The organism is Prevotella communis, assembly GCF_022024175.1.
In the GTDB taxonomy this organism is placed as follows: domain Bacteria; phylum Bacteroidota; class Bacteroidia; order Bacteroidales; family Bacteroidaceae; genus Prevotella; species Prevotella communis.
The window spans coordinates 1,369,298-1,381,770 of record NZ_CP091794.1; the positions used below are offsets into that span (position 1 = coordinate 1,369,298).

Genomic DNA, 12,473 nt, shown 5'->3' on the forward strand with positions numbered 1-12,473 from the left:
TGGTATATTCCCAATTTAATACAAAGTATATTTACACGACGTTCGTATTGATAGCATTTGGTGTGCTGTCATCGATAGGCGTTTCCTTGTTTAAGGAGGAGATGTTTGTGCCAATGTTACTTGTTTTGGGGATATTTACATTCCTTTTGTTCGCGTTCTTTCTGGTATCCTTAAAGCGCATTACAGTATTATGTGACGGTTTAGAAGCCCAAAGTGTTTTGCTGCCATTTAGGAAACGATTCTATCGCTTTGCAGAGTTCGACTATTCAGAAAAGTCTCATACCAGTACAGGAGAAGTGCTGAGGCTTGTAAAGGACGGTAGGCGGGTGATAAGTATTTCATCTGCTATTTACAAGAACTACATGCAACTATGTCAAGCTATTGACGTGCAGACTAAGGAACGTTTCTGTGGCCGTGACAATGCAGAGGTCGTTTCAGAGTATAACAAGGTTCACCTGTATGGGGGACTAGGCTTTGGCTCGTTTTCCGTAGCTGTTATGGCACTCATGTCTGTGGGGCCATACTGCGATGGCAAAGTTGTTTCTTTAGGTATGTTCCTCTTTTCCACCTTCGGGACATTGTTCTTTGGTGGTCTGATGCTGACTTATCTTTTCTCTTATCAGAATATCACGGTATGGCGAGGACAAGTGGAAGTGCGTCGTTTGTTATGGCCATTTCGGGTGAAGTACTATCTGTTGGATGATTTTGATGGTTGTTATGATGTAATCATCAAGAGCGACGGGCAAATGGGATCTAAAGATGAAGAACTACGTTGGCTCGTCAAAAATGAGAAGGTAGTCCTCGAGATAGGAGAACGGGAATATAGGAATTTTGAGGCGCTGAGAAATGCAACGCGGATACAGTTATTGGGACGTTTGGAACTTTCGTATATCCAAGCAATGAAGTATAGTTTAGGAAAAACCATTCAATTATGAAGAAGATATTATTGTTAGGCTCAGGAGAACTGGGCAAGGAGTTCGTAATTGCCGCTATGCGTGCTGGTCAGTATGTCATTGCTTGTGATCGCTATGACAATGCACCTGCTATGCAGGTAGCCGACGAGCGTGAAGTGTTTAATATGCTTGATGGCGATGCGCTGGAGGCTGTGGTGAAAAAACATCAGCCTGACATCATCGTACCTGAGATTGAGGCTATCCGTACCGAACGTCTTTTCCAGTTCGAGGAACAGGGCATTCAGGTTGTTCCTTCTGCCCGTGCTGTGAATTTCACGATGAACCGTCGTGCAATTCGCGATTTGGCATCAAAGGAATTGGGCTTGCGTACGGCAAAATATTTTTATGCTAAGACATTTGATGAGTTCAAGGCTGCTGCCGATGAGATTGGCTTCCCCTGTGTAGTGAAACCATTGATGTCGTCAAGTGGTCATGGACAGAGTTATGTTCATAACGATGATGAACTGGAACAGGCTTTCCGCGAGGCAATGGAAGGCAGTCGTGGTGATGTAAAGGAAGTGATTATCGAAGAGTTTATCGACTTCGATTCAGAGTTCACCTTGCTCACCGTTACTCAGAAGAATGGATGGCCTACATTGTTCTGTCCTCCTATCGGACATGTTCAGAAATCGGGCGACTACCGTGAATCATGGCAGCCATATAAGATTTCTGATGAGGCTTTGAAACAGGCTCAGATGATGGCTGATAAGGTAACGAAAGCCCTGACGGGAGCCGGAATCTGGGGCGTAGAGTTCTTCCTTACCAAACAGAGAGAGGTTATCTTCAGCGAACTGTCACCCCGTCCACATGATACCGGTATGGTGACATTGGGTCATACTACCAATCTCTCTGAGTTTGAACTGCATTTCCGTGCCGTGATGGGGCTGCCTATTGCCGGCATCCATTTAGAGCATGCCGGTGCTTCGGCTGTTATCCTTTCTCCAAAGGAGGCTTCTACACCTGTTGACCGTTCTTTGCTCGACTATAATCTTGAGGATGCTTTGAAGGAAGATCGTACGCGTATCCGTATCTTCGGTAAACCCGAGGCTCACAAAGGCCGTCGCATGGGTGTTGTCCTGTGCTATGGTGAGGTGGGTGACGATATTGATGCTTTGCGTGAAAAAGCCAAGCGCCTGGCAAAGACTGTATTAGGTACTGATCCTTATGCAAAACTTAGAGATTAGACTGATTGACTTACCCAAGATTGTTGATCCCCGGGGCAACCTCACCGTTGCCGAGGGGAACGACAAGGTGCCGTTTGATATCAAACGGGCCTATTGGGTCTATGATGTCCCCGCTGGCGAAAGTCGTGGTGGTCATGCTCATAAGCGACTCAAACAGTTGATCGTGGCATTAAGCGGTTCTTTTCATGTCACCCTCGATAATGGTTTTGAACGAAAGACAGTCCTTTTGAACCATCCTTGGCAAGGTTTGCTGATTGATACGAATGTGTGGCGTACGCTCGATGATTTTTCGTCGGGAGCAGTTTGTATGGTTCTTGCTTCCGAGCATTATGAGGAAGAGGACTATATCTATGATTATGATGAATTCCTGGCGTATGTCCATCATCATGTTATGACGAAATAGCAAGTAAATGTTTGATATTATCCGATACACTCCTGATAAGGCCGATATATGGAACCGTTTCGTAGCAGAAGCTAAGAACGGAACGTTCCTTTTCGACCGTAACTATATGGATTACCATAGTGACCGCTTCAATGACCATTCTCTGATGTTCTATGAGAAAAACAGATTGCTGGCAGTTCTTCCTGGACATATCAGCGGTGATGGTTATTTCACTCATAAAGGGTTGACTTATGGTGGACTTCTGATGAGTCTCCAACTGTCAGTAGTCCAAACTATGGAACTCTTTAAGCAGTTGAACGACTATCTTCGCAGTATCGGTATCAAACGTGTCTATTATAAATGTATCCCATGGATTTATCACCGTTTTCCTGCAGAGGAAGATCTTTATGCCTTGTATCATGTTTGTAAGGCTAGAATGGTGGCAAGGGATTATTCTACGAATATCTTCCTGAGAGCCGGACTGCGCTGGGAACGTGTACGTCGCCGTGGGGTGGTGAGGGCTCAGAAGGCTGGTCTTACCGTAAGACGTTCTGACCATTACGCAGATTTCTGGAAAGTTCTTTCTGATAATCTGGGTAATAAATATGGTATCAAGCCAGTGCATTCACTTCAGGAGATTGAGCTGCTGAGAAGTCGTTTTCCTGAGAATATCATTCTTTATGAAGCCGTGAAGGATGGGCAGGTCATAGCTGGCGTCGTGCTTTATCTCTCGTCTCAGGTTGTTCATGCACAGTATAGCTCGGCAACGCCCGAGGGAAAGAGTCTGGGAGCTATCGACCTAATCTATGAACAAATCATGCTTCACGACTATGTCAATTATCCCTATTTTGACTTCGGACGCTCTACGGAGAATCCGGATGGTAGCGGTCTTAATGTATCTCTGGCATTCCAAAAAGAGGGATTTGGCGGACGTGGTTTGTGCTATGATATCTATGAATACGACCTTTAGTTAACTGTTTATGTCATTTGTTTCTGTATCTTTCTTGCTTTTCTTGCCCATAGTTTTCTTGTTTTATTGGACTATGCAGAGACAGCTGAAGTTGCAGAATATCTGTCTGCTCATTGCCAGTTATGTGTTTTATGGTTGGTGGGATTGGCGCTTCCTCATCTTGATATTGATTACATCGCTGTCGAGTTTCTTCAGTGGACTCTATATTGAGAAAGCACGTAATAGACGGTTTTACCTTATTTCAAATATATGCTTGAATCTGGGTATTCTTGCAGTATTCAAGTATTATGGTTTCTTTGCCGACAATCTGAATCTGCTCCTGTCGCAGTTTGGTTTCTCGCTTGATATGCCTACATGGCGTATTATACTGCCAGTGGGTATTAGCTTCTATACTTTCCAGTCGCTGAGCTATTCCATTGATGTTTATCGTGGTAAACTCCCTGCCACCAGGGATGTCGTGGCTTTCTGTACTTATATTGCCTTCTTCCCGCAGTTGGTGGCAGGTCCTATTGAGCGTGCTACGAATCTATTGCCGCAGATGTTAAGCACTCGTCGCTTTGACTATGCTGAAGCTGTTGATGGCTTGCGCCGAATACTTTGGGGATTCTTTAAGAAATTAGTTGTTGCCGACAACTGTGCTCTGGCTGTGAATCAGATATGGGATGACTATACAGATGCGAATGCTATGACGCTTCTGTGTGGCATGGTGCTGTTCACTTTCCAGATATATGGTGATTTTTCCGGTTATTCTGATATTGCTATTGGTACGGCGAAACTATTCGGTATTCGTTTGATGGAGAATTTCCGTTTGCCTTATTTCTCGCGCTCTATTGGAGAGTTTTGGCGTCGCTGGCATATCTCGCTGATGACGTGGTTCCGTGATTATCTCTATATACCGCTTGGTGGCAGTAGGCTAGGGACGTATCATACCTTCCGGAATATCTTCATCGTCTTTTTGTTGAGTGGCCTGTGGCATGGCGCTAACTGGACCTTTGTCGTGTGGGGCGGCTATAATGCCGTGCTACTGGCGATGGCACGCTGGTTGTGGAAGTCAGGGGCTAATACCGATGAACGGGTAGGGGTAAGAGATCTGGTTCCTGTCTGTTTTACTTTCGCCTTAGTCGTATTGGGCTGGGTGGTGTTCCGGGCAGAGAGCTTGTCCGAAGCATCTGGATATCTGCAGCGTTTGACTATCACCATGACATCCATGAATCTCGGAATGCCGGTCTATGGTAAGGTGGCAATCATTTATTGTCTTTTGTTGGTTGTCATAGAGTGGATACAGCGTGATCGTTTATGTCCTCTCCATTTGGACGGATGTTGGTTGGGCCGCTACCGCTGGACGCGCTGGCTGGTATATTATATTGTGTTCATGTTGATGTTCTTTGGCCGTGGAGAGGAACAGACGTTTATCTATTTCCAGTTCTGAGATGCCTATGAGAAAGTTTCTTTTCCGTGTTGTCTTTTTCCTGATTCCTGTCTTCTGTATGTTGGCGGTGATAGAATGGTATATGCGTACTATTCCTAATACTTATCGGATGAAGAACGAGTGGATGCTGCGAAATGCGCATGGTGTAAAGACACTCATACTTGGCAATTCTCATGGCTATTTTGCTTTGAAACCTTCTGCTATGGGCGATAGCATCTTTAATCTGTGTAATGTATCGCAACGTTTGGAACAGGATTATTTCTTGCTTTGTCATTATGCTGATAGGTATGATGCGCTAAAACAGGTAATCCTGGTTGCTGATAATTCTAATCTCTTTGATGTCCCAATGGAATGTGACGAGCCTGCACGCGTGACTTATTATCAGTTGTATATGGGGTATCGGGCTCATTCAATGCTTTCTCAGTATGGTTTTGAATTATCAAATGCAGGATATTTTCATCAGAAACTACGATATCATTATCAGGGACAGAGTGTTATGTGCGACAGTCTGGGGTGGGGCAATAATTATGTGGTAGCCGATCGCAACCCTGACGATTTCTTATATAAGAATGTAAGGGAACATCTTTTTGTGAATTGGGAGTACACGTATCGCAATCGGGATTACGTTGATTCCATTGCCTCTTGGTGTCAGCAGCATCAGGTGAAATTGATTCTGCTTCAGACTCCAGTATGTAAAGATTATACTCGAAAAGCTCCGGCATGGCAATTGCAATGGATTAATGCAATGACCGATAGCTGCTGTGCAAAGTATGGTTCTGTGAAATGTGATTACTCTCGTGATGCTCGTTTGAGTGATAATGATTTTTTCGATTCAGACCATCTGTCTGATCAGGGAGCGTGCAAATTCTCTGCTATTCTGGCTCACGACTTGGGACTTTAGTGTTTTTTATCTTAAAAATTGTCTCTATTTTTCTTTAAACACGTAAAAACTACGTATCTTTGCGACGTTTAACATTAGATATTATAAAATATGGATTACGAAGAAATCAACTATCGTTCTTTTTCACGTGAACGTGAATTAGAGTCATCGGCAGCTTTTTCTGTATTGATGCAGAAGACATATTTGTGGATGACAATGGCCTTGGCTATCACAGGCCTCACTGCCTATATCGTGGCAGGTAATGAGATGATTCTCAATATCTTGCTTAATTTTCGCGCCGCTATATGGATTCTGTTTATTGCAGAGATTGGCTTGGTTATATCTCTTAGCGCAGCCATTGAAAAGCTGTCGCTTACAACAGCCACACTGATGTTTATTGTCTATGCCCTCCTTAATGGCGTAACATTCTCAACATTGTTCCTGGTTTATTCACTTCCAAGCCTGGCGACGACTTTTTTTGTTACGGCAGGTACTTTTGGGGCTATGTCGGCAGTAGGCTTATTTATCAAGAAAGACCTCTCTGCTATAGGACGTATTCTTATCATGGCCCTTATTGGTATCATCATTGCTACTGTCGTAAATATCTTCTTGGCTAGCACCGGACTGGATGTTATCATCACTTATCTTGGTGTTCTTATCTTTGTAGGTCTTACGGCTTACGACACACAGAAGATTAAAAAGATGTTCCAGATGGCACCTGATGCAAGTGCCCATACTCAAAAATATGCAGTTCTTGCTGCATTGACCTTATATTTGGACTTCATCAACCTCTTCCTTTATCTGCTGAGATTTTTTGGAAACAGGAAATGATCCCCTTATATATAATAAGGTGTATAATTGCAGGTTTGTCAAATAACTCGAAAACCTGCAATTTTTTTATGAAAAAAAGTAGTAAAATGTTTGGTGGTTCAGAAAAAAGTCGTACCTTTGCATCCGCTTTCGCCTAACAACGGGCAAGGCACTAAAGAAAGAGTTCTTTGAAAGATTTACATAGACAGAAGTAGTACAAGAAGCGAGAGTAGAAATGCTCTTGGGTAGAAGAAACAAACCGTTTAATTCTTAACTTGATACTGGATAGTCGTTCTGAGACAGATATAAAAGATTGTGAAAGCAGCATTTCCTGCTTTAGCAAAACTTTAAAGATACAAATTTTACAATGAAGAGTTTGATCCTGGCTCAGGATGAACGCTAGCTACAGGCTTAACACATGCAAGTCGAGGGGCAGCGAGAAGAAAGCTTGCTTTCTTTGTCGGCGACCGGCGCACGGGTGAGTAACGCGTATCCAACCTTCCCCTTAGTAGAGGATAGCCCGGCGAAAGTCGAATTAATACTCTATGTTGTTCGTTGCGAGCATTCAAGATGAACCAAAGGTTTACCGCTAAGGGATGGGGATGCGTCTGATTAGGTTGTTGGCGGGGTAACGGCCCACCAAGCCCGCGATCAGTAGGGGTTCTGAGAGGAAGGTCCCCCACATTGGAACTGAGACACGGTCCAAACTCCTACGGGAGGCAGCAGTGAGGAATATTGGTCAATGGACGGAAGTCTGAACCAGCCAAGTAGCGTGCAGGATGACGGCCCTATGGGTTGTAAACTGCTTTTGTACGGGAATAAAGTTCGGGACGTGTCCCGTTTTGTATGTACCGTAAGAATAAGGACCGGCTAATTCCGTGCCAGCAGCCGCGGTAATACGGAAGGTCCGGGCGTTATCCGGATTTATTGGGTTTAAAGGGAGCGCAGGCTGGAGATTAAGCGTGACGTGAAATGCCGCGGCTCAACCGTGGAAGTGCGTCGCGAACTGGTTTCCTTGAGTGTATTCGACGTCAGCGGAATTCGTGGTGTAGCGGTGAAATGCTTAGATATCACGAAGAACTCCGATTGCGAAGGCAGCTGGCGAGGCTATAACTGACGCTAAAGCTCGAAGGTGCGGGTATCGAACAGGATTAGATACCCTGGTAGTCCGCACGGTAAACGATGGATGCCCGCTGTATGCGATATAGTGTATGCGGCCAAGCGAAAGCGTTAAGCATCCCACCTGGGGAGTACGCCGGCAACGGTGAAACTCAAAGGAATTGACGGGGGCCCGCACAAGCGGAGGAACATGTGGTTTAATTCGATGATACGCGAGGAACCTTACCCGGGCTTGAACTGCAGGAGAACGATTCAGAGATGATGAGGCCCTTCGGGGCTCCTGTGGAGGTGCTGCATGGTTGTCGTCAGCTCGTGCCGTGAGGTGTCGGCTTAAGTGCCATAACGAGCGCAACCCCTGCGACTAGTTGCCATCAGGTTATGCTGGGCACTCTGGTTGGACTGCCACCGTAAGGTGTGAGGAAGGTGGGGATGACGTCAAATCAGCACGGCCCTTACGTCCGGGGCTACACACGTGTTACAATGGGTGGTACAGAGAGATGGTGTTCCGTAAGGCGCATCTAATCCTAAAAGCCATCCTCAGTTCGGATTGGGGTCTGCAACCCGACCCCATGAAGCTGGATTCGCTAGTAATCGCGCATCAGCCATGGCGCGGTGAATACGTTCCCGGGCCTTGTACACACCGCCCGTCAAGCCATGAAAGCCGGGGGCGCTTGAAGTCCGTGACCGCAAGGATCGGCCTAGAGCGAAACTGGTAATTGGGGCTAAGTCGTAACAAGGTAGCCGTACCGGAAGGTGCGGCTGGAACACCTCCTTTCTGGAGAGAATGACTATAAAAGGTAAAAGTGAATAGTGAAAAGTGAAGAATTTGCTACCGCTTTTAGTTAAGAAGGTTAGTTTTTAACCCAGTGCTTCTTTACTGCTGATGTTTATATATAAGAATAGAGAAAGATGAAGCTGAGCGTAGTAACGGCGAAGCTTGAAGCCAGTCCTATAGCTCAGTTGGTTAGAGCGCCACACTGATAATGTGGAGGTCGGCAGTTCAAGTCTGCCTGGGACTACATCCGACTCGAAAACGAAAAGTTGGGGGATTAGCTCAGTTGGCTAGAGCACCTGCTTTGCAAGCAGGGGGTCAACGGTTCGAATCCGTTATTCTCCACCAAGTACGGACGACCTCTGAAATTTAATGTTTCATGTTTAATGTTTCAAGTACAGAGATCTTTGACATATTGACACACAAGACTGTAAGTAAAGACTTTAAGAAGTCAAACTGAGTAGATTAAGAAATCTCAAAATTACAGCTGAAAGTATGAGCTATGCATTGAATGTCTAATGTTTAATCTTTAATGTTTAATCATAAATGTTTAATGTATATAGGCGAAAGCAAGTTAGGGCGTCTGGTGGATGCCTTGGCTCTCGGAGGCGATGAAGGACGTGATAAGCTGCGATAAGCTCTGGGTAGATGCAAATAATCTTTGATCCAGGGATTTCCGAATGGGACAACCCAGCAGTCTGAAGGACTGTTATTCCTACAAAGGTAGGAAGGCAAACGGGGGGAACTGAAACATCTTAGTACCCCCAGGAAGAGAAAATAAACAATGATTCCCCTAGTAGTGGCGAGCGAACGGGGAAGAGCCCAAACCTGTTATGTAGCAATGCATAATGGGGGTTGTAGGACCACGCCGTGGTACTCTGATCATGAGCAGAATGTTCTGGAAAGTTCAACCATAGAAGATGAAAGTTCTGTACGCGAAGTGAAATGAGGCCTAGTGGTATCCTGAGTAACGCGGAGCACGAGGAATTCTGCGCGAATCTGCCGGGACCATCCGGTAAGGCTAAATACTCCCGAGAGACCGATAGCGAACCAGTACCGTGAGGGAAAGGTGAAAAGCACCCCTATTAGGGGAGTGAAATAGTACCTGAAACCAGTCGCCTACAAGCGGTCGGAGCTAATTTATTTAGTGACGGCGTGCCTTTTGCATAATGAACCTACGAGTTACCATGTCCGGCGAGGTTAAGCCCTTCTGGGGCGCAACCGCAGTGAAAGCGAGGCTGAAGAGGCCGCCCAAGTCGGATGGGGTAGACGCGAAACCGAGTGATCTACACATGTCCAGGATGAAGTCCCGGTAACACGGGATGGAGGTCCGCACCGATAAGCGTTGAAAAGCTTCCGGATGAGGTGTGTGTAGGAGTGAAAGGCCAATCAAACTCGGAGATAGCTCGTACTCCCCGAAAGGCATTTAGGTGCCGCGTCGGATGGTCACCGTGAGAGGTAGAGCGACCGATAGGTCAAGAGGGCTTCACCGCCTATCGAGACCTGACGAACTCCGAATGCTCACGGTCTGCAGTCCGGCAGTAAGGGGGCGGGTGCTAAGGTCCGTCCCCGAGAGGAGAAGAATCCAGACCGCCGTCTAAGGTCCCGGAATCCTGTCTGAGTTAGTCTAACGAAGTGTGGCCTCGATGACAGCTAGGATGTTGGCTTGGAAGCAGCCATTCATTCAAAGAGTGCGTAACAGCTCACTAGTCGAGAGGCCGTGCATGGATAATAATCGGGTATAAGACAGGTACCGAAGGCGCGGGATAGCATTAAAAAGTATCGGTAGGGGAGCATTCCAGCGACGTCGAAGGCAGGAGATGACTTCTGCTGGAGTTTCTGGAAAAGCAAATGTAGGTATAAGTAACGATAAGACGGGTGAGATTCCCGTCCGCCATAAGACTAAGGTTTCCCGGGCGATGTCAATCACCCCGGGGTGAGTCGGGTCCTAAGTTTAAGCCGAACGGCGAGAGCGATGGCTGACACGGTTAATATTCCGTGACTACCATACGGGGCGACGTGGTGACGGAGCAGTGACACTGCCGCGTGCTGACGGAATAGCACGTTGAAGCGTGTAGGTGCTGAGGAGTGCAGGCAAATCCACACTCCGAGCCGAACGTGACAGTACAGGGTCTTCTTCGGAAGAACTTGATAGCGCAGGTAAACATACTCCCGAGAAAAACCGCTAAGCTTAACCCGTGTGGTACCCGTACCGCAAACGGACACACGTAGTCGGGTAGAACATACTAAGGCGTTGAGAGATTCGTGGCTAAGGAACTAGGCAAACTGACCCTGTAACTTCGGGATAAAGGGTCCTCACTTTAAGTGAGGCGCAGAGAATAGGTCCAGGCAACTGTTTAACAAAAACACAGGGCTGTGCAAACTCGAAAGATGAGGTATACAGCCTGACACCTGCCCGGTGCTGGAAGGTTAAGAGGAGATGTCAGTCTTCGGATGAAGCATTGAATTGAAGCCCCAGTAAACGGCGGCCGTAACTATAACGGTCCTAAGGTAGCGAAATTCCTTGTCGGGTAAGTTCCGACCTGCACGAATGGTGTAATGATCCGGACGCTGTCTCGGCCACGATCTCAGTGAAATTGTAGTATCGGTGAAGATGCCGATTACCCGCGATGGGACGAAAAGACCCCGTGAACCTTTACTACAGCTTAGCACTGACCTTGGTCATCGGATGTGTAGGATAGGCCGGAGGCTATGAAGTGGGCGCGCCAGCGTTCATGGAGCCGCCGTTGAAATACGGCCCTTCTGCTGCCTGAGGTCTAACACGCAGTTGCGTGGACACTGTTTGGTGGGTAGTTTGACTGGGGTGGTCGCCTCCAAAAGCGTAACGGAGGCTTCCAAAGGTGCCCTCGGGCCGATTGGTAACCGGCCTTATAGAGTGTAAAGGCAAAAGGGCGCTTGACTGGGAGGCAGACATGCCGAGCAGGCAGGAAACTGGGGCTTAGTGATCCGGTGCAAGTGTATGGAAACTGCATCGCTCAAAGGATAAAAGGTACTCCGGGGATAACAGGCTGATCCCCCCCAAGAGCTCATATCGACGGGGTGGTTTGGCACCTCGATGTCGGCTCGTCACATCCTGGGGCTGGAGAAGGTCCCAAGGGTTGGGCTGTTCGCCCATTAAAGTGGCACGCGAGCTGGGTTCAGAACGTCGTGAGACAGTTCGGTCTCTATCTATCGTGGGCGTGGGAGTCTTGAGTGGATCGGACACTAGTACGAGAGGACCGTGTTTGACTGACCTCCGGTTTACCGGTTGTACCGCCAGGTGCACCGCCGGGTATCCGCGTCGGGATCGGATAAGCGCTGAAAGCATCTAAGTGCGAAGCCGGCCACAAGATGAGGGCTCCATTGAGGGTCGTCGTAGACTACGACGTTGATAGGGTGCAGGTGTAAAGACAGTGATGTCAAAGCCGAGCACTACTAATTGCCCGAAGGCTTTCGCTAATAAAGCGCATGCTTTCAACTGTGACAGTATTGACGCTGAAGTTTTGTCTTCAGTCTTAGTGTGATATGTCAACCTTATACGCGGTTGTATAATTGTCAATTATCAATTGTCAATTATCAATTTAGCGAAGATATTCAGGTGGCTATTGCGGCGGGGTCCCACCTCTTCCCATTCCGAACAGAGAAGTTAAGCCCGCTTGCGCCGATGGTACTGCAATGCAATGCGGGAGAGTAGGAGGCTGCCATTTTTACTAGTAAAGACCCTGATTCAGCAATGAGTCAGGGTCTTTTTCGTGTTTGTATGCACTATTTTTTTAGGTTTCACCTTTACTGTAAACTGCTCATTTCCAGAGTGTTCCGGTGAAGCCTGTTTTTGGTAGTTTCAAACTCACTGATTTTGAGATCGGAAAATAGGGACTTTGAGGTCGGAAACCATAGGTTTACGATGCCTAAGTCTATGGTTTGGACCTCAAAGTCTATGATTTAGGATGCCTTGACCTATGGTTTTCAAAAAT

7 protein-coding genes, 2 tRNA genes and 3 rRNA genes are annotated in these 12,473 nt (G+C 46.8%); all 12 read left to right on the plus strand.

The genetic code is table 11. The features are described from left to right. Positions 1 to 47 precede the first annotated feature (47 nt). Positions 48 to 935 carry a hypothetical protein gene (locus L6466_RS05490; protein ID WP_237813092.1) on the plus strand — a complete coding sequence of 296 codons (888 nt, stop codon included), beginning with the start codon at positions 48 to 50 and terminating at the stop codon, positions 933 to 935. Continuing rightward, positions 932 to 2,137 (plus strand): formate-dependent phosphoribosylglycinamide formyltransferase, encoded by a 1,206-nt coding sequence (gene purT / locus L6466_RS05495; protein ID WP_237803517.1) that lies wholly within the window; start codon positions 932 to 934, stop codon positions 2,135 to 2,137. Before L6466_RS05490 ends, purT begins: the two co-directional genes overlap by 4 nt. Continuing rightward, entirely contained in the window at positions 2,118 to 2,540 is a 423-nt protein-coding gene (locus tag L6466_RS05500) for a sugar 3,4-ketoisomerase (RefSeq protein ID WP_091817491.1), read from the plus strand. Before purT ends, L6466_RS05500 begins: the two co-directional genes overlap by 20 nt. A gap of 7 nt (positions 2,541 to 2,547) precedes the next feature. Continuing rightward, positions 2,548 to 3,489 carry a GNAT family N-acetyltransferase gene (locus L6466_RS05505; RefSeq protein ID WP_237803516.1) on the plus strand — a complete coding sequence of 314 codons (942 nt, stop codon included), beginning with the start codon at positions 2,548 to 2,550 and terminating at the stop codon, positions 3,487 to 3,489. 10 nt (positions 3,490 to 3,499) lie between these two features. Then, positions 3,500 to 4,918 (plus strand): MBOAT family O-acyltransferase, encoded by a 1,419-nt coding sequence (locus tag L6466_RS05510; RefSeq protein ID WP_237803515.1) that lies wholly within the window; start codon positions 3,500 to 3,502, stop codon positions 4,916 to 4,918. A 7-nt stretch (positions 4,919 to 4,925) separates the two neighbouring features. Continuing rightward, positions 4,926 to 5,819, plus strand: a complete 894-nt coding sequence (locus L6466_RS05515) for a hypothetical protein (protein ID WP_143005761.1) — start codon at positions 4,926 to 4,928, stop codon at positions 5,817 to 5,819. Between the two features lie 90 nt (positions 5,820 to 5,909). Then, a complete protein-coding gene (locus L6466_RS05520; RefSeq protein ID WP_091817503.1) occupies positions 5,910 to 6,629 on the plus strand; it encodes a Bax inhibitor-1/YccA family protein in 720 nt (239 codons plus the stop codon). A gap of 343 nt (positions 6,630 to 6,972) precedes the next feature. Further along, positions 6,973 to 8,502, plus strand: a 16S ribosomal RNA gene (locus L6466_RS05525). Between the two features lie 170 nt (positions 8,503 to 8,672). Further along, positions 8,673 to 8,746 (plus strand) — tRNA-Ile (locus L6466_RS05530). Between the two features lie 24 nt (positions 8,747 to 8,770). After that, positions 8,771 to 8,847 (plus strand) — tRNA-Ala (locus L6466_RS05535). A gap of 215 nt (positions 8,848 to 9,062) precedes the next feature. Further along, positions 9,063 to 11,958, plus strand: a 23S ribosomal RNA gene (locus L6466_RS05540). 135 nt (positions 11,959 to 12,093) lie between these two features. Beyond that, a 5S ribosomal RNA gene (gene rrf / locus L6466_RS05545) occupies positions 12,094 to 12,206 on the plus strand. The 16S, 23S and 5S rRNA genes sit together here with 2 tRNA genes alongside, the layout of an rRNA operon. Positions 12,207 to 12,473: the final 267 nt, after the last annotated feature.

Coding starts and splice junctions, on each gene's coding strand:
- L6466_RS05500 (WP_091817491.1), top strand. CDS start 2,118: ATGCAAAACTTAGAGATTAGACTGATTGACTTACCCAAGATTGTTGAT.
- L6466_RS05515 (WP_143005761.1), top strand. CDS start 4,926: ATGAGAAAGTTTCTTTTCCGTGTTGTCTTTTTCCTGATTCCTGTCTTC.
- L6466_RS05520 (WP_091817503.1), top strand. CDS start 5,910: ATGGATTACGAAGAAATCAACTATCGTTCTTTTTCACGTGAACGTGAA.
- purT (WP_237803517.1), top strand. CDS start 932: ATGAAGAAGATATTATTGTTAGGCTCAGGAGAACTGGGCAAGGAGTTC.
- L6466_RS05505 (WP_237803516.1), top strand. CDS start 2,548: ATGTTTGATATTATCCGATACACTCCTGATAAGGCCGATATATGGAAC.
- L6466_RS05510 (WP_237803515.1), top strand. CDS start 3,500: ATGTCATTTGTTTCTGTATCTTTCTTGCTTTTCTTGCCCATAGTTTTC.